Here is a 21,373-nt window from a genome sequence, read left to right on the forward strand (position 1 = left end):
AGGCTTCCCTGGCGCCCTTCGCGCACGGCCCTGCTCGCGCAGACGACTACCTCGCGTACGGGTTGTCCTCCGGCGGCACCGGCGACTGGTAGGACGGCAGGGACGGCGGCGGCACCTGGACCAACTCCGGCTGTGCGACTGGCTTCCGACGCCGCATCACCACGAACACCACGCCCGCCACCAGCACCAACCCGGCCGCCACGCCCGCCACGATCGGCAGCGTGCTGCTCGAACCCGACGACTTCCCCGCCTCCGGCTGCGCCGACGGCGCACCAGCGGCCACATCGGTCGGAGTCTCCAACGGAACCGGCACCGCCGACGCAGGAGCGGACGCACTGGCCGTCGGCTGCGGAACCGCCGACGGCGCAGCCGCATCGGCCGACAGCGGCGACACGTTCGCCGGGCCCGGATCCCCCGGATCCGTCAACGCGATACGCGGCCGCACCGCACCCCAACCGGCGTCATCCGTACGGACCGTTCCCCCGTTCGGCCTGCTCGCCGTGTTGATGAGAACTCGCAGAATCTGGTTAGGAGACCACTCCGGATGAGCCGACCAGATCAACGCCGCCGATGCGGAAGCCAGTGCGGTCGCGTCCGATGTTCCATGGCCTTTGCAGTAGCCGGACGAAGTCGTGCAGGCTCCGATCGTGTCCATCCCCGGGGCGACAAGAGCCACCTGTGGCCCGTAGGAGGATTCCGACGTCACGGCTCCATTGTGATCGATCGCGCCGATGCCGACGACGTTCGGAAGAGCCCCCGGATATTCGATCGGGTTCCCGGACTGCGCCTCATTCCCCGCCGCTGCGAAGACCAATGAACCCTTCGCTCTCGCGGACGCGAGGATGCGGTTCAGCTTGGCCACATTCTCCTGGGTGGCGGTTACCGAGTTCATCCCTTGAGAAATGCTGATGACCTTGGCGCCCTGGTCGACGGCGTAGTTGACAGCCTCCCCGACCTGCCCCAGGAAGTCGGCCGAGACAAGGCTTCCCACCGAACCATTGTTGATCTTCAAGGGGAGGATCTTTACTCCGGGCGCCAATCCATACGCACCCTTGCCCCCGTTGGCCTTTCCCGTCCCCGCGATGAGACCTGCCATCAGCGTGCCGTGGGGGTCACCGTACGTGCCAACCCCGCCAGGGCTCCCACTGAAGTCCTGCCCCGGCAGGAACTGCCCCGCCAAATCTGGATGATCCAACTTGAAGCCACCGTCGATCACCGCAACGGTGACCCCTTGCCCCGTGGATACCTTCCACATCTCCGGAGCGTGCATGGCGTCCAGATGCCACTGAGCGGCACGAATCGAGCCATCGGCGGCGGCCGGTGTCACCGCGGTCCCCACCACACACAGGCTCGCAGCTCCAAGAGCCACAAGCCGACGAGCCCACATCCCGCGTTCCCCCAACAACGTGAACTACCTCGTGTACGGGTTGTCCTCCGGCGGCACCGGCGGCTGGTAGGACGGCGGAGCCGACGGCACCGCCCCCATCGGCTGCTGTGACGGTACCGGTGGGACCTGAGCCGGCTCGGGCTGCGAAGCCGGCTTCCGACGCCGCATCACTGCGAACGCCACGCCTGCCACCAGCACCAACCCGGCCGCCACACCCCCCACGATCGGCAGCGCACTGCTCGAACCCGACGACTTCCCCGTCTCCGGCTGCGCCGACGGCGCACCAGCGGCCACATCGGTCGGGCTCCCGGCCGGGCTCGGCGCCGACGACGCGGGAGCCGACGCGTTCGCCGAAGGCGACGGAGGCGCCGACGGCACAGCCGCGTCAGCCGGAAGCGGCGATACGTTCGCCGCACCGGGATCCCCAGGATCCGTCAGCGCAATGCGCGGGCGCACCGCACCGTAACCGATGAGGTCGTTGCGACCGGCTCCGTCATTCGCCTTCCCCGCGGTATTGATGAGCACCCGCAGGACCTGGTTTCCCGTCCAGTCCGGATGCAACGACCACACTAGAGCTGCCGATGCGGAAACCATGGCGGTCGCATCCGATGTGCCATGCCCCTTGCAGTACCCAGTCTGACTTGCACAGGCCCCGATCATGTCCACACCGGGAGCGACCAATGCAACCTGCGGTCCGCGCTCTGACTCAGCGGTGACTGTGCCGTTCCGGTCCGAGGCGCCCACCCCGACCACATTGGATAGGCCACCCGGGTATTCGACGATGTTCCCCTTGTCGCCGGAGTTTCCCACGCTGGCGACCACGAGCGATCCCTTTGCCCTAGCCCACGCCAGGATCTTGCCCAACTTCTCCACATCGGCCGGAGAAGTCGTGACAGCGGCCATCCCTTGCGAAATGCTGATGACCTTGGCGCCTTGCTCGACCGCATACGTCACGGCCTGCCCGATCTGGTCCAGGAAGTCAGCCGAAACCACCGCATGCTCGGACCCATTCGCAATCTTCAAAGGAAGGATCCTTGCACCGGGGGCAAGGCCGTAGGCGCCCTTGCCCCCGGCCGACTTCCCGGACCCCGCGATGAGGCTGGCCATCTGCGTGCCGTGATCCTCCGCATAGGACCCGACTCCACCTGGACTTCCACTGAAGTCCTTGCCCGGAAGGAACTGTCCGACCAGATCCGGGTGATCCAACTTGAAGCCGCTGTCGATCACGGCAATGGTGACGTTCTCCCCCTTGGAGACCTTCCACATCTCCGGGGCATGCATGGCATCGAGATGCCATTGATCGGCACGGATCGAGCCATCGGCAACCGCGGGTGCTGCGACCGGGCCGACCACGATTCCCGCCGCCAGAAGTGCCGCAGCAGCAGCCCGCCACCGCGCTCGCGCGTCCGTCCGCCCCATCACAACTCCTCGTCAATCTCTCCGTCGACCGGGAAGCGTGCCCCGAACAAGCCTGCCCGGCCACTGGGGATGCCCAGTGGCCGGGCAGTCGTTGCCGTCCTACTCAATCACGTCCGGGTTGCTGTGCGGCGTACCGCTCGTCCAGGTCTCCTCGTCCTCGTGCAGGTAGTCGGCCCGCTTGCGGCGGTCACGCTCGTTCCGGCTGCCGTGGCCCGAGGACCCGGGCGCCATCATGCCGTTCTGCCTGGACTGCGCACCGCCCTCGGCAGCGCCCGCCGCGCGGTTGCGCAGGCCGGTACCGCCGGGCGTGAACTCCCCGCCCGCACTCGGCCCCTTGCGACCGCCGACCGTCCCGCCGGTGGTCGAGGACAGGCCCCGGCCACGCGAACCGCCGCCGGACCCGACCGCACCGCCGTGGGCACCGCCCATGCCGGGGTGCATGCCGCCCGCACCGCCGGGCCCACCGACCCGGCCGCCACCCGGACCCGCCTCGCGGGCGCCGAAGACCGTCCCGCTGGGCAGTCCCGGAGTACCGCTCCTCCCCTGCCCCGGGCCGCCGCCGAACGGGGTCGTCCGCGGCTGGATCTGGCCGCCGCCCTTGCCGGGGACGTACCCGCTGCCGCCGCCCTTGGTCGGGACGGTGCCGCCGCCCGCTCCGGCGGGGAAGCCCGTGATCGGACCGCCGCCGCCGGGGACGCCGGGCCCGTTGTTCGGGCCGCCCGTCCCGTTCGGGTAGCCGGGGAGAGTGGTCGGCCCGTCCGTGGGCAGCTGGCCGCCGCCCGGACCGTACGGGCCGGTCTGGGTCGGGATCGTCGGCAGGGTGGGCACGCTGTTGAGATCCGTGCCCGGACGGTTGACCGGGTCGGACGGGTAGGACGGCGGGGTCGAGGTCCCCGGGTCCTGCGGCGCGGGCGGCACCTGACCGCCGCCGTGCGGCGGGGGCAGGGTGTTGCCCGGGGTGCCCGGGCCGGGACCGCCCGAACCCGGGTCACGGGGCTGGACCGTGCCGCCGCCGTAGTTTCCGCCAGGCGACCCATCGCCTCCACCGACACGTCCACCACTCGAACGGGGTGTGCGTACCGAACCCCCGGAGCCGCCGGTGCCTCCACCGTTGGGGTAGACGGAAGTGTCGCCCCTACTGGCCGAACCAGGCGTTCCCGGCAGCACCACGTCCGTGGGAATCCCGTTCAGCGTCGTCGTCGCCGCGCTGTAGGCCTGTGCCAGCTTCTCCATCTGGAGAACGGCTTCCTGGTGCTCCTTCTCGACCTTCGCCTTGGCCAGGCTGAACTCCGTCCCCGTCACCCACTTGGGGTCGACCGTCTTCATGTAGGCATCGACGGACTGACCGACGGCGAGTTGGGGCACCTTCACCAGGTTCGACTGGCTGTTGTACTTGTTGACCGCCTGGATCTCCGTCTTCGGAGGCTCCGGCACGGCGACCTTGGCGGTACTGAGCGCCTCGCCGGCCTGGTGCATCGCGTCGCCGGCAGTCGTGGCGTGGTCGCCGATGATCTGCGCCGACTGCTGCAGGTTGTTCACCCAGGTCTTGAAGTTCTCGGCAGCCGGCCCTTCCCAGGTGACATTTCCGACGTGCGACTTGAGCGCCGTACTCAGTTCCTTCAACACCCGCCCGGCCGACTGCAGTTGGGTGCCGCGGCTGAGGATCGTCGCCGGATCCGTGCTGTCCACCATCTTGCGCAGGTGGGTGTGTTCCATTCCTTCGAAGTTCGTGCTGCCTGCCACTACTTGCTCCCCGTCTCCCCGTGGGACTCTCCCCGGACCGCCATCAGTACTTGCCGTCGCCCGACCCCGGTGCCGGTGTGGTGGCACCCACGTTCTGCGCGACGGCGTTCTGAGCGGCCGTCGTGTGGTCCTCGTTGGTTCCGTAGATGCTCGCCGTCCGCGAAACCGCCGTCTGCATCGCCTGGATCTGCGACGCGAGGTCCTTGTGCAGCTGTACGAGCTGGGCGTGCACCTTCTCGTAGGCGGCGGTCAGGGCCGTCGCCTCGGCGAACTCCGCGCTCGCGAAGCTCTTGCCCGTCAGCTTCTGCTCCTGGAGCTTGTACGGCGCCGCCGCCGAGCCTTCCATGGCGGCGAGCAGGGCCTCGACCTTGCCGGCGAACGTCGTGAGCGTGTCGAGCTCGACCTGGACGTTCTGCTTGCCGAAGGCCGCCACCAGGTCGTTGGCGCTGCCGTTCGTCTGCAGGGTGCTGACGAACGGAGCGAGGTCGACGCCACCCAGAGGCCACGGGAGCTTGTGCTCCAGCATGTACGGCGTCGCGTCACCGGAAGGCGCCGGAGCGTTCGGGTCGGTGCCCGACGCGCTGGGCGCGGGGTTGGACGACGCGCTGGGCGCGGGACTCGCCGACGGACTGGGCGTCGCGCTCGGCGAAGGATTCGCCGACGGACTGGGCGTCGCGCTCGGCGAAGGGTTCGCCGACGGCGTCAGCGTGGGACTGGGTGACGGACTCACCGAAGGAGTCGGCGTCCCCGGACTAGTTGCACCATTGCCTGCCACAGCAGTTCACCTCTCCCCCGTACGGCCCGCCGCGCCCGGGGCGTCCCGGGCTGCCGCGTGCCGCAACACACCGTCAACTTCTGGTTCGTACCGTCCTGGTCGGAGCACCGACCGCCCTGTGGACGGTTTTCACCTCCGTCATCGTAGCCACCACCTCTGTCGGCCCGGCAGGGACCTTGGCCCGCCCGTACGCGATCGGTACGAACTTGACACGTACGAGGCTGCCGCGGCGGCCCTGGGTAGACTGACCCGGTACGCCCCATCTGCCGCGCAATGTCGCACAGCAGCGACCCAAGGCCGCAGAACGGACGTGACCGCGTGAGCTCTTCCGACGTCTCTCCTTCCCCCTGGTGGGCCCGTGCCGCGCGGCCCGCGCGGCCGCCGGTGCCGGTGGCGCTGATGGTGCGGGCGGCGGTGGGCATGGCGGTGCCGTTGACGGTGGGGCTGCTGACGCACCGGCTGGATCTGGGGGTGTTCGCCGGGCTCGGGGCGATGCACGCGACGATGAACGACCGGGTCGAGCCGGGCAGGCTGCGGGCCGCCCGGATCGGGACGGCGGTCCTCGCCTCGGCGTTCGGCATGCTGATCGGCACCGCGCTTCAGCGCGCCGACGTGGACGGTCTCGTCCTGGGTGTCGCGCTGACGCTGACCGCCTTCGTCTCGGGCGCGCTGAGTGCGACGGGTCCGCGCGGTTCGGCGGCCGGGATGCTGCTGCTGGTGTCGGCCGCGCTGGGCAGCGGGATGCCGCTGCCGCGGCCGTGGTGGGCGGCGGCGCCGATGCTGCTGGTCGGGGCGGCGTTCGTGGTGCTGTTGGGGCTGCCGGCGGGTGCGCCGAACCGGCCCGCCGCGGATCCGCGCAACCGGGCGCTGGCGGCCGCGTACGAAGCGCTCGGCCGTACGCTCGCCGATCTGGGCGGGCCGCGGGCGGGGGTCTCGCGCCAGGTGCTGACGGCCCGTCTGAACCAGCTCCAGGACCTCCTCGGCACGAACCGGCGGAGCCGACAGAACCGGCGGAGCCGCCGGACCGCCCAGGACCGCGGGACCGCACAGGACCACCGGACCGCACAGGACCGCCGCGGCCGGATGTACGAGGCCGCCCTCGCCGCCACCGAGGCGGCGACCGGTCTGGTGTGGGCCCGCCGTCCGGTCCCGCCGGAGGTGGCCGAGGTGCCGAACCGGCTGGCGGCCGCCGTGCGGCAGGGCGGCGGCGAGGTCGCCGTACCCGACTGGCGGCCGGACACCCCGTCGCGGCAGGCCCTGGACGTGGCTCTGCGCGCCGCCGCCGACACGGTGGCCGGCCGCGACACCCGGCTCGGCACCGCCCCCGCGCCGCCGCCGGATCCGTGGCGGCTGCGGGCGCGGCTGCTGTCTCGGGGTTCGGTCCGGTACGGGCTGCGCGTCGCGCTGTGCATCGCGGTCGGTTCGGCGGTCACGGCCAACTACCCGCTCAGCAAGAGCTACTGGGTGCCGATGACGATCGCCTTCGTGCTCAAGCCGGACCTCGGGTCGGTGTTCCTGCGCGCGGTGAGCCGTTCGGTCGGCACGGTGCTCGGGGTGGCCGTGACCGCGGCGCTGCTCACGGCCGCCACCGACGAGTGGGCGCTGACCGCGATGGCCGCGGGCTGCGTGGCCCTGCTCCCGTACGCGACGGCGGCGCACTACGGGCTGAACACCGTGGTGATGACGCCGATGGCGCTGGTCCTGCTCCAGCTCGGCGGGCAGAGCGGCGCCGCGGAGTTCTGGCCGCGGGTCCTGGACACCGTGCTGGCCAGCGCGATCGTCCTGCTCTTCGGCTACCTGCTGTGGCCGGAGCGCCCGCGCCATCGGATCGAGCCGAGGCTGGTCGACGCGACGACGGCGCTGCGGGCCTACCTCGACGCCGTCGTCCAGGACGCCACCACCACCGCCACCATCAACGCCGGCGACACCACCGCCGCCACCGGCGCCGACCACGGCGGCGACACCACCGTCCGGAACGGCAACGCCCAGGTGTGGCTGCGCCGCTCGGCCTACCGGTCGCTGGCGGACGCCCGCCGGGAGGTCCAGCAGGGTCTGGCGGAGCCGCCGCCCACCGGCCGGCTGGCCGAGCGGTGGCTGCCGGCCACGGCGGCCCTGGAGCGACTGGGTGGCGCGGTGGCGGCCTTCGCCGCGCAGATCCGGTACGGCGGCCGGCTGCCGGACCCGGGCGAGGTGGGCCGGGTACGGCACGCGCTGGACGAACTGACGGCCGCCGCACGGGCGCACCGCCCGCCGACGAACCCGGCGGCCCGTCCGACCGCCCCGCACGACCCGGCGCGCAGTGCGCTGGGCCGTGCGGCGGAGGAGCTCGAAACGCTCCTCGGCGGCCACCCCGGCAGGTGATCCGGCGCGGGCCGCGCCGACGAGCGACCCGGCGCGGGCCGCCCCGACCGGCAGCCGGACCGGCAGCCGGACCAGCGACCCGCCTCAGACCTGCTCGGCCAGCTCCAGCCAGCCCATCTCCAGCTCCTCCTTCTCCTCCCGGACGGCGCGCAGCTGCGCGTCCAGCTCCGCGACCTTGGAGAAGTCGGCGGCGTGCTCGGCGAGTTGGGAGTGCAGCTTGGACTCCTTCTGGTCCAGCTTGGCGATCTGCCGCTCCAGCTTCTGCATCTCCTTCTTCGCCGCCCGCAGGTCCCCGCCGGACAGCGCGGGGGCACCGCCCTCGGCACCCGGGCCACCTGCGGCACCCGCACCGGCCGAACCCGCGCCGGCCGCGCCACCCGCGCCCGCGCCCGCCGGAGCGGCAGCGGGAGCCGCGGCGGCCATCCTGGCCCGGCGCTCCAGGTACTCGTCCACGCCGTTCGGCAGCATCCGCATCTTCCGGTCGCCGAGCAGCGCGTGGACGGTGTCCGTGGTGCGCTCGATGAAGAAGCGGTCGTGGCTGATGACGATCATCGAGCCGGGCCAGCCGTCGAGCAGGTCCTCCAGCTGGTTGAGCGTCTCGATGTCCAGGTCGTTGGTGGGCTCGTCCAGGAACAGCACGTTGGGCTCGTCCATCAGCAGCCGCAGCAGCTGGAGCCGGCGCCGCTCGCCGCCGGACAGGTCGCCGACCGGCGTCCACTGCTTGTCCTTGCCGAAGCCGAACTGCTCGCACAGCTGGCCGGCGCTCATCTCCCGGCCCTTGCCGAGGTCGACCCGCGAGCGGACCTGCTCGACGGCCTGGAGCACCCGGGTCGCCGGGTCCAGCTCGGCGACCTCCTGCGACAGGTAGGCCAGCCGCACGGTCTTGCCGACCTTGATGACGCCGGACGCCGGCTGGACGTCGCCCTCGGAGGTGTACGCGTCGCGCAGTGCGCGCAGCAGCGAGGTCTTGCCGGCGCCGTTGACGCCGAGCAGGCCGATCCGCTCGCCGGGGCCGAGCTGCCAGGTGATGTTCTCCAGCAGCAGCTTCGGGCCGGCCGTGACGGTCACACCCTCCAGGTCGAAGACCGTCTTGCCGAGCCGCGCGTTGGCGAACTTCATCAGCTCGGAGGTGTCGCGCGGGTCCGGCACGTCCGCGATCAGGGCGTTGGCGGCCTCGATCCGGTAGCGCGGCTTGGAGGTGCGGGCGGGGGCGCCGCGGCGCAGCCAGGCCAGCTCCTTGCGGGCCATGTTCTGGCGCTTCTGCTCCTCGACGGCCTCGATCCGGGAGCGCTCGGCGCGGGCGAAGACGTAGTCGGAGTAGCCGCCCTCGTACTCGTGCACCTCACCGCTCTGGACGTCCCACATGCGGGTGCAGACCTGGTCGAGGAACCACCGGTCGTGGGTGACGCAGACGAGCGCGGAGCGGCGCTTCTGGAGGTGTTCGGCGAGCCAGTTGATGCCCTCGACGTCGAGGTGGTTGGTGGGCTCGTCGAGGACGATCAGGTCGGGCGAGCCGAGCAGCAGCTTGGCGAGCGCGATCCGGCGGCGTTCGCCGCCGGAGAGCGGGCCGATGACGGTGTCCAGGCCGTCGGCGAAGCCGGGCAGGTCGAGGCCGCCGAAGAGGCCCTCGATGATGTCGCGGATGCGGGCGTCGCCGAGCCACTCGTGGTCGGCCCGGTCGGCGATCACCTCGTGCCGGATGGTGGCCGTCGGGTCGAGCGAGTCGTGCTGGGTGAGGACGGCCATCTGGAGGCCGCCGGAGTGGGTGATCCGGCCGCCGTCGGGTTCCTCCAGCTTGGCGAGCATCCGGATCAGGGTGGTCTTGCCGTCGCCGTTGCGGCCGACGACGCCGATCCGGTCGCCCTCGCTGACGCCCAGGCTGACCGCGTCCAGCAGGGCGCGGGTGCCGTAGACCTTCGTGACGGACTCGATGGTGGCGAGGTTGACGGCCACGTGTGCTGCGCTCCTGGGTTCGGCGGTCTCGGGGCGGTCCGCCGCTCAACGGCCGGGTGCCCCTGTCGGGACACCCCGATCTCTCCAGCCTAATGGGCCCGCCGGAGCGCCCTCACCGCGTCAGTCCGCCAGGGAGGCCCCCGGCACTGTTCCGCGGGCGCCGCCCTCACCGCGTCGGTCGACCGGGGACGCCCCCGGCACTGTTCCGCGGGCGCCGCCCTCACCGCGTCAGTCCAGCAGGGACGCCCCCGGCACCGGTCCGTGGGTGGCGTGGGCGGTCCGGCAGGTGCCGGAGGCCCGCAGCGCCCCGGCCACCGCGGCGGCGGCCTCGGCGTCCTTGACCAGGAAGGCGCAGGTCGGCCCGGAGCCGGAGACCAGGGCCCCGAGCGCGCCCGCCTCGGTGCCGGCGCGCAGGGTGGCGGCGAGTGCGGGGCGCAGCGAGAGCGCGGCGGGCTGGAGGTCGTTGGCGAGCGCGTCGGCCAGGGCGACGGCGTCGCCGTGGGCGAGGGCGGCGAGCAGCGCCGGGTCGGCGTCCGGGGTGGGGACGTCGGTGTCGCTGGAGCCGGTGCCGGCCTCCTCGCGCAGCCGGTCGCACTCGCGGAACACGGCGGGGGTGGACAGGCCGCCCTCGGCGACCGCGAAGACCCAGTGGAAGGTGCCACCGGTGGTCAGCGGCTCCAGGATCTCGCCCCGGCCGCGGCCGAGTGCGACGCCGCCGAGCAGGGCGAACGGCACGTCGGAGCCGAGTTCGGCGGCCAGTTCCAGCAGCACCGGCAGCGGGGTGTCCAGCTGCCAGAGCGCGTCGCAGGCGACCAGCGCGGCAGCGCCGTCGGCGCTGCCGCCGGCCATGCCGCCGGCCACCGGGATGGCCTTGGCGATGTGCAGGTGCACGCCCGGGTCGGCGATGCCGTGGTGGGCGGCGAGCAGCCGGGCGGCGCGGGCGGCGAGGTTGCTGTCGTCGAGCGGGACGACGGCGGCGTCCGGGCCGGTGCAGCTCAGTGTCACGCCTTCCCCGGCGGTGGCGGTGACCTCGTCCCCGAGGGCGACCGCGAAGAAGACGTTGGCCAGGTCGTGGAAGCCGTCGGCGCGCAGGCCGCCGACCCCCAGCTGGACGTTGACCTTGGCCGGTACCCGTACGGTGATCACACGGCGTCCTTGGCGGGCTTGTGCTCGGCGATCGCGGCGAACTGCTCGACCGTCAGCATCTCGCCGCGCAGCTTGTGGTCGATGCCGGCCGCCGCGAGCGCCTGCTCGGCCCCGGCGGCGGAGCCCGCCCAGCCGGCCAGCGCGGCGCGCAGGGTCTTGCGCCGCTGGGCGAACGCGGCGTCGACGACCGCGAACACCTGCTCGCGGCTGGCGGTGGTCCTCGGCGGCTCGCGGCGGATCAGCGAGACCAGCCCGGAGTCGACGTTGGGGGCGGGCCAGAAAACGTTCCGTCCGATGGCGCCGGCCCGCTTCACGTCGGCGTACCAGTTGGCCTTGACCGACGGGACGCCGTACACCTTGTTGCCCGGCTTGGCGGCGAGCCGGTCGGCGACCTCGCTCTGCACCATCACCAGGGTCCGCTCGATGCTGGGGAAGTTCGCCAGCATGTGCAGCAGGACGGGCACGGCGACGTTGTACGGGAGGTTGGCGACCAGCGCGGTGGGCGCGGGCCCGGGCAGCTCGGTGACCTCCATGGCGTCGCTGAACACCAGGTCGAAGGAGTCCGCCTTGCCCGGCATCCGGGCGGCGACGGTGTCCGGCAGGTGCTGCGCCAGCACCGGGTCGATCTCGACCGCGGTGACGTGCCGCGCCACTTCCAGCAGTGCCAGGGTGAGCGAGCCGAGCCCGGGCCCGACCTCCACCACCGCGTCCTGCTCCGTCACGTCGGCGGCCCGGACGATCCGCCGCACGGTGTTGCCGTCGATGACGAAGTTCTGCCCGCGCTGCTTGGTCGGCTTCACGCCGAACGCGGCGGCCAGCTCCCGGATGTCGGCGGCGCCCAGAAGGTGGCTGTCAGGGGTGGGGTCGGTGGTGCTCACGCGCCAAGGATACGGGCGCGGGGGCCGCCGTCCGGACGCGCCGATCCGGACGGGGCCCCCGTGCTCGGGCTCAGTACCCGAAGGCCCTGGCGGTGTTCGCCGCGACGGCCGTGCACAGCTCGTCCTCGGCCAGGCCCAGGGTGGCGGCCATCGAGCGGACCGTGACCGGGATCAGGTACGGGGCGTTCGGGCGGCCGCGGTAGGGGTGCGGGGTGAGGAAGGGGGCGTCGGTCTCGACCAGGATCCGGTCCAGCGGGGTGGCGAGCAGGGCGTCGCGCAGCGGCTGGTTGGCCTTGAAGGTGACCGGGCCGGCGAAGGAGAGGTACCAGCCGTGCTCGGCGCAGGTCTTGGCCATCCCGGCGTCGCCGGAGTAGCAGTGGAAGACCGTCCGCTCCGGGGCGCCTTCGGCCAGCAGGACGGCGATGACGTCCTCGTGGGCGTCGCGGTCGTGGATGACCAGGGCCTTGCCGTGCCGTTTGGCCATCTCGATGTGGCGGCGGAACGACTCCTTCTGGATCTCCACGCCCTCCGGCCCGGTGCGGAAGTAGTCGAGGCCGGTCTCGCCGACCGCCACGACCTGCGGGAGGGCGGCGAGCCGGTCGATCTCGGCGAGCGCCTCGTCCAGCGCGGCGGCGCCGCCGGCCTTCCGCTGCTGCCCGGACCAGCCGTCGGCGTCGCCGAGGAAGATCCGCGGCGCCTCGTTCGGGTGCAGGGCGACGGCCGCGTGCACCTGCTCGTACTGGGCCGCCAGTTCGGCGGCCCAGCGCGAGCCGGGCACGTCGCAGCCCACCTGGACCACCGTGGTGACGCCGACCGAGGCGGCCTTGGCCAGGCCCTCGGCCGGGGTGCCGGACTGCATGTCGAGGTGGGTGTGCGAGTCGGCCACCGCCACGGCCAGGGGTTCCGGCAGCGGCGGCGGGGTCGACCGGGCGTCGTCCTTGGCGGCCATGTCAGGCGGTCGGCTTCTCTTCGAGGCGCGGGAAGAGGATCTCGCCCTTGGTGACGGTGGCGCCGGCGGGCAGCCGGCCCCAGTCGGCGACGGTGGCGACGGTCTGCGCGCCGAGCGCGCCCAGCCCGGCGGCCTCGGCGCCCAGCGAGACCCACAGCTTCTCGGCGGTGGACGGCATCACCGGGTTGAGCAGCACGGCGGTGGCGCGCAGCGCCTCGGCGGCGGTGTAGAGGATGGTGGCCAGCCGGGCCTGCCCCTCCTCGGACCCGTCCTTGGCGACCTTCCACGGCTCCTGCGTGGTGAGGTAGCCGTTGACCTGCTTGACGAACTCGAAGATCGCCGCGAGGCCGCCGGCGAAGTCCAGCTCCTCGCCGATCTTCAGGTCGGCGGCGGCGACCGCCGCGGTCAGCCCGTCCGCGACGGCCTGCTCGGCGTCACCGGCGGCGGTGGCGGCGGGCAGCACCCCGTCGAAGTACTTGCCGACCATCGCGGCGACCCGGGAGGCCAGGTTGCCGAAGTCGTTGGCCAGCTCGGAGGTGTACCGGGCGGTGAAGTCCTCCCAGGAGAACGAGCCGTCGGTGCCGAACGGGATCGCCCGCAGGAAGTAGTAGCGGTACGCGTCCACGCCGAAGTGCGAGGTCAGGTCGGTGGGCGCGATGCCGGTCAGGTTGGACTTGGACATCTTCTCGCCGCCGACCATCAGCCAGCCGTTGGCGACGACCCGCTTGGGCAGCGGCAGCCCGGCGGCCATCAGCATGGCGGGCCAGATCACGGCGTGGAAGCGGAGGATGTCCTTGCCGACCAGGTGGACCGAGGCGGGCCACAGCTCGGCGAAGCGCTCCGGGTCGCTGCCGTAGCCGGCCGCGGTGATGTAGTTCTGCAGCGCGTCGACCCACACGTACAGGACGTGCTTCTCGTCCCAGGGCAGCGGGACGCCCCAGTCGAAGGTGGAGCGGGAGATCGAGAGGTCCTTGAGGTCCTGCTCGACGAAGCGCAGCACCTCGTTGCGGGCCGAGGCGGGCTGGATGAAGTCCGGGTTCGCCGCGTAGAACTCCAGCAGCCGCGGGCCGTAGGCGGAGAGGCGGAAGAAGTAGTTCTCCTCCTCCAGCCACTCGACCGGCCGCTTGTGCACGGCGCAGAGCTTCTCGTCCGCGGTCGCGCCGTCGAGCAGCTCGGCCGGGAGCTTGAACTCCTCGCAGCCGACGCAGTACGGGCCGGAGTAGCCGCCCTTGTAGATCTCGCCCTTGTCGTACAGGTCCTGGACGAACTCCTGCACCCGGGCGGTGTGCCGCTCCTCGGTGGTGCGGATGAAGTCGTCGTTGGCGATCTCCAGGTGCTCCCAGAGCGGCTTCCAGGCCTCCTCGACCAGCTTGTCGCACCACTGCTGCGGGCTGACGCCGTTCGCCTCGGCGGTCCGCATGATCTTCTGACCGTGCTCGTCGGTGCCGGTCAGGTACCACACCTTCTCGCCGCGCTGGCGGTGCCAGCGGGTGAGGACGTCGCCCGCCACGGTGGTGTACGCGTGGCCCAGGTGCGGGCGATCGTTGACGTAGTAGATCGGGGTGGAAACGTAGTACGCCGGGGCGGTCGCCCCGGTGGTGCTGTGGTCTGCAGTGGCCGCCATGGTCGGAAAGCTTAGTCGGGCGCGCGGACCGCCCTCGACCGAGTTTGTTCCCGGCCGGGGGCGGTCCCTCCTCGTCGCCCCGGTGTCAGCCCAGCAGCCGCGACCAGAACCGGGCCCAGCGTCCGCGCGGCCGGACGGTCTCGGCCGCCGGGGGCGGCCCGGCCGGCTCGGCGTGCGCCGGGTAGCCGGGGGCGTGCTGCCACTGCTGGTCGGCGGTGGCCACCCGGCCCTCGCGCATGATCCGCACGGTGTGGCCGCCGCACCCCGGGCAGGTCGGCTTGAGCAGCGGGGACGGCACCCGGACGCCGTTGGCGTGGTACTCGAACACGACGTGGCCGTCCTTGCCCACGTGGTGCTCGATGTCGTACGCCTGCTCCCAGCCGTACCCGCAGCGCAGGCACGCGAAGGAGTAGGCCTCCCGTACGGTTTCGACGGGAGTGTGCGGCCGGCCGGCCAGACCGGCGGTGCTCAGTGCGTTGCCACTGCGCGGGCTACCGACAACATCGCTCATGGCCGTCTCCCAGCGCCCGCCGGACGCTCGCCCGGCTGGGTCTTTCCCTTCCAGGAAATGCCCGGACATGCCCGGGTGACGCCCCACTTGTGAAGACTTGGATGCCGGTTGGGGAGCCCTATACGAAGGGCCTCCCCGGGACCGGAAACCGCGACCGAAGCTTCAGCTCAGCGGGTGTTTACCGGGGCCTTCCCTCCACGGTACGACTCCCCGTGAGCAACGCAACCCCCGGTATTCACCCCTGTCCCGGGGCTCCTCCCAGGCCTTCCCGCTTCGCCGCCACGACCGCGTCGAAGACCTCCCGCTTGGGCAGCGAGAGCTCCACCGCGACGGCCGCGATGGCCTCCTTGCGGCGCTCCCCGGCCTCCTCGCGGACGGCGACCAGCCGGGCCAGCTCGGCCGGGGTCAGCTCCTGGGGCGCGGCCGGCGGGGCGCCGGCGACCACGACGGTGATCTCGCCCCTGACGCCCTCGGCCGCCCAGGCCGCCAGTTCGCCGATCGGCCCGCGCTTGACCTCCTCGTAGGTCTTGGTGAGCTCGCGGCAGACGGCGGCCGGACGCTCGGGCCCGAACGCCTCGGCCATCGCCGTGAGCGCTTCGGCGATCCGGTGCGGCGCCTCGAAGAAGACCATGGTGCGGGGCTCGGCGGCGATCGTGGCGAGCTGCCGGGCGCGGTCCCCGTTCTTGCGCGGCAGGAATCCCTCGAAGGTGAAGCGGTCCACCGGCAGGCCGGACAGCGCGAGCGCGGTGAGCACCGCCGAGGGCCCGGGCACCGCGGTGACCTTGACGTCGGCGGCGACGGCGGCGGCGACCAGCCGGTAGCCGGGGTCGGAGACCGAGGGCATGCCGGCGTCGGTGACCAGCAGCACCCGGGCGCCGCCGAGCAGCGCCTCGACCAGTTCGGGGGTGCGGCCGACCTCGTTGCCCTCGAAGTAGGAGACCACCCGCCCGGCCGGGGTCACCCCCAGGGCCTGGGTGAGCCGGCGCAGCCGCCGGGTGTCCTCGGCCGCGATCACGTCCGCCGTGGCCAGTTCGTTGACCAGCCGGGGCGGGGCGTCCGAGACGTCGCCGATGGGGGTGCCTGCGAGAACGAGTACTCCTGTCACGGTCCCCATCCTTGCAGCTGTCGCGCGCCCGGGGCTTTTGGTGACGATTCGGTCAGCTTCCGAGGGAGCGGACACGCGTACGAAGAGCGCCCCTACGATGTGGCGGATGAACGGCGACACGGCGGCCCAGACGCCCACTGGTACGGACCACTCCGCGTACGGCGGTGTCGGCCTGCCGTCCCCCCGCTCGCCCCAGGCCGGGCCCGCGCCGCGGTCCGGGCCGGCCGGCTGGCGCGAGCGCCTGGCCGGGTACGGCTGGACCGCCCGCGCCACGGCGACGCTCACCGAGCGCCTGGCGCCGCCGATGCCGGACGGCCCCCGGGTGACGCCCCGGGACGTGCCGCAGTCGCCGCTGCTGCTGCGGCTGGGCGTCTCGCTGCCGCAGGGCCTGTGGTTCTTCCTCTGCCGCTGGGCCGGCTGGCTCGGCCCGGTCGCGGTGGCGGTGTTCGCCGGCCTGCTGCGGTTCACGAACCTCGGGCAGCCGCACGCGATCATCTTCGACGAGACGTACTACGCCAAGGACGCGTACGCGCTCTGGCACGGCGGCTACGAGATCAGCTGGCCGGAGGACGCCAACGCCACGATCATGACGCCGGGCGCGGCCGTCCCGTACCGGGCGACGCCCTCGTACGTGGTGCATCCGCCGGTGGGCAAGTGGATCATCGGTGCGGGCGAGCAGCTGTTCGGCATGAACCCCTTCGGCTGGCGGTTCGCGGTGGCCCTGCTCGGCACCCTGTCGGTGCTGATGGTGGCCCGGATCGCCCGCCGGATGTTCCGCTCCACCCTGCTGGGCTGCGTGGCGGGCCTGCTGCTCTCGGTGGACGGCCTGCACCTGGTGCTCAGCCGGGCCGCCCTGCTCGACCTGGTGGTGATGTTCTGGACCCTCGCCGCCTTCGGCTTCCTGCTGCTGGACCGCGACCGCACCCGGGCCCTGCTGGCCCGGAGGCTGGGCGGTGTCGAGGACCCGTGGCTCGCCCAGCGGCTGAACCTGGGCTGGCGCCCGTACCGGATCGCGGCCGGCGTCTGCGTCGGCCTGACCTGCGCCACCAAGTGGAGCGGCCTGTACGTCGCGGCGGCCTTCGGCCTGATGACCGTGCTCTGGGACGTCGGCGCCCGCCGTCTGGCCGGCGCCCCGCGCCCGTTCCTGGCGGTGCTCGCCCGGGACGTGGTGCCGGCCTTCGTCTCGGTCGTCGTGGTGTCGGTCGCGGTCTACATCGCGTCCTGGTGGGGCTGGTTCGCCAGCAGCACCGCCCCCGGCCAGGGCGGCTGGGGCCGGGACTGGGCGGTCGGCCGTTCCACCGACTTCCCGTGGATACCCGAGGCTCTGCGCTCGCTGTGGCACTACCACTCGACGGTCTACGACTTCCACGTCGGCCTGAGCGACCCGCACACCTACCAGTCCAACCCGTGGTCCTGGCTGGTGCTGGGCCGGCCGGTGTCCTTCTTCTACGAGTCCCCCAAGTACGGCCAGTCCGGCTGCACCGCCGCCGACTGCGCCCGCGAGGTGCTGGGCATCGGCACCCCGCTGCTGTGGTGGACGGGCCTCGTGGCGCTGGCCTACTGCCTGTGGCGCTGGGCGGCCCGGCGGGACTGGCGGGCCGGCGCGCTGCTCTGCGGCCTGGCCGCCGGCTACCTGCCCTGGTTCGCCTACCAGCAGCGGACGATCTTCCTCTTCTACGCGGTGGTCTTCGTCCCGTTCCTGGTGCTCGCGGTGACCATGCTGATCGGCGCGCTGATCGGGCCGCCCGGAGCCTCCCGGGACCGCCGGATCATCGGATCGGCGGCGGCCGGCCTGCTGATCCTGCTGATCCTCTGGAACTTCCTCTTCTTCTTCCCGCTGTTCACCGGGCAGACCATTCCCCTGGAGGACTGGCGCCGCCGGATGTGGTTCAACACCTGGATCTGATCCGCCCCGGACACACCGGGTTCCCGCGATTCGTCCGTATGCGGTGCACAACACGTACCAGATCCGTCACAAGTGCCGGGCGATTCGCCGGCGCACCGATCCGTGCTGCCTAGGCTGGGGGGGTACCGCGTTTCCGGCCCCGGCCGGTTGCGCCCGGCCGCGAGACCCCTGGGGGACCTGCACCATGCGCAGTGGCGCGAAGATCGGCATCATCACCGGCGTGTCCATCGCCGTCCTCGCGGGCGGCGGCTACGGCGCGTACAGCCTGATGAACGACTCGGACGGCGGCTCCGGCGGCAAGAAGCCGCGCACCGTGGTCGCCGAGCCGCCGTCGGCCGAGCAGGCGACAGCCGGTCTGAAGGACTTCCTGACGGCCTGGGCGGCCGGCGACATCGCCAAGGCGGCCTCGCTGACCGACGACCCGGCCGCGGCCACGGCCGGTCTGACCGCCTTCCGCGACCAGGTCAAGCCGAGCGCGCTGACCCTCACCCCGTTCGGCCCGACCACCCAGCAGGTCTTCTCCGCCGCCACCGGCACCCCCGCCCCCGCCGCCAAGCCGTCCGCCGGGGCCTCCGCGACGCCGGGCGCGAGCGACACGCCGTCCGCCACCGCCACGCCCGGCCCCACCGGCACCCTGATGTCCTACAAGGCGCGCGCCGAGTTCGCGGGCACCAGCCGGGCCTGGGACTACCAGGGCTTCCTCGGCGTCGTGAAGATGAGCGACAACACCCCGGCCGTGCACTGGGCGCCGTCGGTGGTCCACCCCCACCTGTCCGGCAACGAGACCATCGCCGTCCAGCCGGTCTTCGCCCCGCCGTCCACGGTGGTGGACCGCAACGGCAAGCCGGTCCAGGGCGCCTCGCTCACCCAGGCGCTGATGACCACCCTCCAGGACAACGCCAACAAGCTGCTGCCGCCGGACCCGGCCAAGGACCAGGACGCGGGCAGCGCCGTGGTGATCTCCGACCCGGCCGGCAAGGGCGCCCAGGACAAGCTGTTCACCATCGTCGAGCCGAAGCCCGGCAAGCCGTTCAAGCTGACCATCGACAACACCCTGCAGGCCGCCGCCGAGAAGGCGATGACCGACCTGGGCGGCAAGCCGGCCTCCATCGTGGCGATCGAGCCGAGCACCGGTCAGGTGCTGGCCTTCGCCAACTCGCCGGCCAACGGCCAGAACCGGGCCTTCACCGGGTTGCTCGCGCCGGGCTCGACGATGAAGATCATCACTTCGGCGGCGCTGCTGGAGAACGGGGTCAACCCGGACACCGTGGTGGCCTGCCCGGAGAAGAGCGGCAACGCGCACCCGATCCCGAACTCGTTCCCGGGCGCCTTCCCGAACAACACGCTCCAGCAGGACTTCATGATGTCCTGCAACACCGCCTTCATCAATCAGGGCCTGGCCAGCCTCAAGCCCGAGACGCTGTCCGGCACGGCCAAGGACGTGTTCGGCATCGGCCTGGAGTGGAAGACCGGTCTGCCCAACACCGACGGCAAGGTGCCGGCGACGCCGGGCAGCAAGGACGAGCAGGCCATGAACTACATCGGCCAGGGCAAGGTCCAGATGAACCCGCTGGCCATCGCCTCGGTCGCCGCCACCGTGCAGAGCGGCGAGTTCAAGCAGCCGATCCTGGTGGCGGAGCTGCCGCAGCAGAAGGCCGCCCGCCCGCTCTCCCCCGACGTGGACGCCAAGCTGAAGGCGATGATGGCGGCCACCGCCACCGGCGGCACCGCCAAGGAGGTGATGGCCGGCATCACCGACAACGCGGGCGCCAAGACCGGCTCGGCCGAGGTCGCCGGGGTCGACGTCACCAACAGCTGGTTCACCGCCTACCGGGGCAACCTCGCGGTGGCCGCCGAGGTCCAGGGCGGCGGCCACGGCGTGGACGCGGCCGGCCCGGCCGTCGCCTCCATCCTGAAGGCCGCCGGCCGGTAGGCCCCCGAGCGAACGGCCCCGGGCAACCGGCCCCCGGGCGAACGGCGGCCCGCCCGGCCTCACGGCAGGGCGGGCCGGGGCTTTCTCAGCCGCGCGGCAGCGCGGGCTGCGGCCTCCCCCGCACCCGGCCGGGCGGGACCGGGCGCCGGCTGCTCCAGCGGCGGGCCGCCAGCCGGGGCCAGATCATCAGCACCACCGGCAGCGCCAGGTACCCGAACCGCCCGGCCGGGGCCAGCATGAAGGCGATGGCGAGCCCGGCGGCCAGCAGGTCCGCCGCGGCGATCGCGGAGACCGGCGGCCGGGCCAGCAGCCAGATCGCCACCGCGACCAGGGCCACGGTCATCAGCGCCAGCGAGATCGCGTGCCCGGTCGGTCCGAAGCCGGCCAGCACCTTGCCGGGCAGCGGGCTGCCCGCCGGGGTGCGGATCGCCGTCATCCCGAGCGGGAAGCGCACCACCTGTTCGCGCAGCGCGTCGGGCTGGGCCAGCGCGGAGGGCAGGATCACCAGCGTGCTCACCCCGACCCCGATCAGCGCGGTCCGGGCCGCGGGGCGGCGGCCGTACAGCCGCCAGAGCAGCAGGACGGCGACCGGCAGCGCGGGCCAGGCCGTCCACTTCAGGGTGCAGGCGAGGGCGAGCACCAGTCCCGCGCCGACGGTGCGGTCCCGCTCGGCGAGCGCCATGGCCAGGCAGCAGACCCCGATCAGCGGCAGGTCCACCCCGCCGACCGCCAGGGCGAGCGCGATCAGCGGCGAGGCGGTGAGGACGGCCAGCGGCAGCAGCGGCGCGCGCGGGTCGCCGCCGGCGGGGCGGGCGGGCCGCAGCAGCCGCCAGGCGGCCAGCAGGCAGACGAAGAAGGTCAGCGCGAACCAGATCCGGGCGTCCCCGGCGACCCTCGCGAAGGCGGTGGAGTCGCCGAGCAGCTGGCGCGGCATCCCGAACAGGGACATCGCCGGCAGGTACGGGTTGTAGTCGGTGACCACCACCGGGTGCGGCAGGTACGCGGTGCCGGTGGTGAGCAGCAGGTGGGCCGAGCGTTCGACCACCATGACCTCGGACTGGTGGCGACCGTTCAGGGCGAGCAGGGCCAGCGGGGCCAGAACGGCCCCGACGAGGGCGACCGAGGCGGCGGCGCGGGCCGCGAAGCGACGCGGCAGGGTCAGGCAGAGCAGTCCGGCCAGGACGTAGGCGGGGGCCGCGATCAGGCCCCACAGCCGCTGGTTGGCCAGGTCGGACACGAGCGGGAAGGCGGCGGCCCAGCCGGCCGCGATCAGGCAGCCGAGCAGTTGGACGGTCCGCATCGAGGCGAGCCCGGCGAGCCGGGCGCCGTTCAGCCGATCGGGCGTGGGCGGAAAGGTGCTCTCGCCACGCTGTCGGGGGAAGGGGCGGACGGAGAAGCCGCGCGGCGGTCGTCCGGGTCCGGACGACGCCTCGGCCGCGGAGGTCTGGGCCGGCGTTCTGCTGCGGCCGGTGAAGCGGCCGCGCGGGCGGAAGTAGCCGGGCGTGCGGGTGCTCACCATGGTGGAAGGTTATGGGTGGGAGCCGGGCCCTGTCGCCATGGCGTTGGACACCGGACGGGCGTTGGCGGGAAAAGGGCCGTGGGGCCCCCGGGCGGGCGCCCGGCCCGCCCCCCCGGGTTTGTTGGCGGGCAGGCGGCCGGGCGCGCCCAGGGGACCCGCCGCGG

The 21,373-nt window shown here is 72.7% G+C and carries 15 protein-coding genes; 3 read left to right on the plus strand and 12 right to left on the minus strand.

What is annotated here, in order from left to right:
• Window positions 1-46: 46 nt before the first annotated feature.
• The 4 genes from ACFVVA_RS24480 to ACFVVA_RS24495 all read right to left on the minus strand — a co-directional run bounded on the left by ACFVVA_RS24480 (window position 47) and on the right by ACFVVA_RS24495 (window position 5,075).
• Window positions 47-1,339 carry a S8 family serine peptidase gene (locus ACFVVA_RS24480; protein ID WP_387692617.1) on the minus strand — a complete coding sequence of 431 codons (1,293 nt, stop codon included), beginning with the start codon at window positions 1,337-1,339 and terminating at the stop codon, window positions 47-49.
• A 72-nt stretch (window positions 1,340-1,411) separates the two neighbouring features.
• The gene (locus tag ACFVVA_RS24485; RefSeq protein WP_387692619.1) at window positions 1,412-2,806 is read right to left on the minus strand and encodes a S8 family serine peptidase; all 1,395 of its coding nucleotides are present in this window, start codon (window positions 2,804-2,806) and stop codon (window positions 1,412-1,414) included.
• A 99-nt stretch (window positions 2,807-2,905) separates the two neighbouring features.
• Window positions 2,906-4,522: a WXG100 family type VII secretion target gene (locus ACFVVA_RS24490; protein WP_387692621.1), complete on the minus strand. Its 1,617-nt coding sequence runs from the start codon at window positions 4,520-4,522 to the stop codon at window positions 2,906-2,908.
• 70 nt (window positions 4,523-4,592) lie between these two features.
• The gene (locus ACFVVA_RS24495; protein WP_380354720.1) at window positions 4,593-5,075 is read right to left on the minus strand and encodes a hypothetical protein; all 483 of its coding nucleotides are present in this window, start codon (window positions 5,073-5,075) and stop codon (window positions 4,593-4,595) included.
• A gap of 567 nt (window positions 5,076-5,642) precedes the next feature.
• Here ACFVVA_RS24495 and ACFVVA_RS24500 point away from each other — a divergent pair.
• Window positions 5,643-7,685: an FUSC family protein gene (locus ACFVVA_RS24500; protein ID WP_387692623.1), complete on the plus strand. Its 2,043-nt coding sequence runs from the start codon at window positions 5,643-5,645 to the stop codon at window positions 7,683-7,685.
• An 84-nt stretch (window positions 7,686-7,769) separates the two neighbouring features.
• Here the strand turns inward: ACFVVA_RS24500 and ACFVVA_RS24505 are convergent, their stop codons facing one another.
• The 7 genes from ACFVVA_RS24505 to rsmI form a co-directional block, all read right to left on the minus strand.
• Window positions 7,770-9,638, minus strand: a complete 1,869-nt coding sequence (locus tag ACFVVA_RS24505) for an ABC-F family ATP-binding cassette domain-containing protein (RefSeq protein ID WP_387692625.1) — start codon at window positions 9,636-9,638, stop codon at window positions 7,770-7,772.
• 228 nt (window positions 9,639-9,866) lie between these two features.
• Window positions 9,867-10,784, minus strand: a complete 918-nt coding sequence (locus ACFVVA_RS24510; RefSeq protein WP_387692627.1) for a 4-(cytidine 5'-diphospho)-2-C-methyl-D-erythritol kinase — start codon at window positions 10,782-10,784, stop codon at window positions 9,867-9,869.
• The gene (gene rsmA / locus ACFVVA_RS24515; protein ID WP_387692629.1) at window positions 10,781-11,662 is read right to left on the minus strand and encodes a 16S rRNA (adenine(1518)-N(6)/adenine(1519)-N(6))-dimethyltransferase RsmA; all 882 of its coding nucleotides are present in this window, start codon (window positions 11,660-11,662) and stop codon (window positions 10,781-10,783) included. The genes ACFVVA_RS24510 and rsmA overlap by 4 nt, the downstream gene beginning before the upstream one ends.
• Window positions 11,663-11,732: 70 nt before the next feature.
• Window positions 11,733-12,611: a TatD family hydrolase gene (locus tag ACFVVA_RS24520; RefSeq protein WP_359899758.1), complete on the minus strand. Its 879-nt coding sequence runs from the start codon at window positions 12,609-12,611 to the stop codon at window positions 11,733-11,735.
• Between the two features lies 1 nt (window position 12,612).
• Window positions 12,613-14,235 (minus strand): methionine--tRNA ligase, encoded by a 1,623-nt coding sequence (gene metG / locus ACFVVA_RS24525; protein ID WP_387692631.1) that lies wholly within the window; start codon window positions 14,233-14,235, stop codon window positions 12,613-12,615.
• Window positions 14,236-14,320: 85 nt separating this feature from the next.
• On the minus strand, window positions 14,321-14,746 hold the full coding sequence (locus ACFVVA_RS24530) for a hypothetical protein (RefSeq protein ID WP_387692633.1): 426 nt from the start codon (window positions 14,744-14,746) through the stop codon (window positions 14,321-14,323).
• Between the two features lie 235 nt (window positions 14,747-14,981).
• Window positions 14,982-15,851 carry a 16S rRNA (cytidine(1402)-2'-O)-methyltransferase gene (rsmI, locus tag ACFVVA_RS24535; protein WP_387692635.1) on the minus strand — a complete coding sequence of 290 codons (870 nt, stop codon included), beginning with the start codon at window positions 15,849-15,851 and terminating at the stop codon, window positions 14,982-14,984.
• A gap of 97 nt (window positions 15,852-15,948) precedes the next feature.
• Here rsmI and ACFVVA_RS24540 point away from each other — a divergent pair, with 97 nt between their 5' ends.
• On the plus strand, window positions 15,949-17,757 hold the full coding sequence (locus ACFVVA_RS24540) for a dolichyl-phosphate-mannose--protein mannosyltransferase (RefSeq protein ID WP_387692637.1): 1,809 nt from the start codon (window positions 15,949-15,951) through the stop codon (window positions 17,755-17,757).
• 184 nt (window positions 17,758-17,941) lie between these two features.
• Entirely contained in the window at window positions 17,942-19,690 is a 1,749-nt protein-coding gene (locus ACFVVA_RS24545; protein WP_387692639.1) for a penicillin-binding transpeptidase domain-containing protein, read from the plus strand.
• Between the two features lie 85 nt (window positions 19,691-19,775).
• On the opposite strand, the gene ACFVVA_RS24550 is transcribed toward ACFVVA_RS24545, so the two are convergent.
• Complete coding sequence (locus ACFVVA_RS24550; RefSeq protein WP_387692641.1) at window positions 19,776-21,209, minus strand: glycosyltransferase 87 family protein; 1,434 nt, start codon at window positions 21,207-21,209, stop codon at window positions 19,776-19,778.
• Between the last annotated feature and the right edge of the window lie 164 nt (window positions 21,210-21,373).

The sequence above is a fragment of the Kitasatospora sp. NPDC058048 genome, assembly GCF_042885555.1.
GTDB lineage: Bacteria > Actinomycetota > Actinomycetes > Streptomycetales > Streptomycetaceae > Kitasatospora > Kitasatospora lactacystinica.

Coding starts and splice junctions, on each gene's coding strand:
- ACFVVA_RS24550 (WP_387692641.1), bottom strand. CDS start 21,209: ATGGTGAGCACCCGCACGCCCGGCTACTTCCGCCCGCGCGGCCGCTTC.
- ACFVVA_RS24485 (WP_387692619.1), bottom strand. CDS start 2,806: ATGGGGCGGACGGACGCGCGAGCGCGGTGGCGGGCTGCTGCTGCGGCA.
- ACFVVA_RS24545 (WP_387692639.1), top strand. CDS start 17,942: ATGCGCAGTGGCGCGAAGATCGGCATCATCACCGGCGTGTCCATCGCC.
- metG (WP_387692631.1), bottom strand. CDS start 14,235: ATGGCGGCCACTGCAGACCACAGCACCACCGGGGCGACCGCCCCGGCG.
- ACFVVA_RS24520 (WP_359899758.1), bottom strand. CDS start 12,611: ATGGCCGCCAAGGACGACGCCCGGTCGACCCCGCCGCCGCTGCCGGAA.
- ACFVVA_RS24490 (WP_387692621.1), bottom strand. CDS start 4,522: ATGGAACACACCCACCTGCGCAAGATGGTGGACAGCACGGATCCGGCG.
- ACFVVA_RS24495 (WP_380354720.1), bottom strand. CDS start 5,075: ATGCTGGAGCACAAGCTCCCGTGGCCTCTGGGTGGCGTCGACCTCGCT.
- ACFVVA_RS24530 (WP_387692633.1), bottom strand. CDS start 14,746: ATGAGCGATGTTGTCGGTAGCCCGCGCAGTGGCAACGCACTGAGCACC.
- ACFVVA_RS24540 (WP_387692637.1), top strand. CDS start 15,949: ATGTGGCGGATGAACGGCGACACGGCGGCCCAGACGCCCACTGGTACG.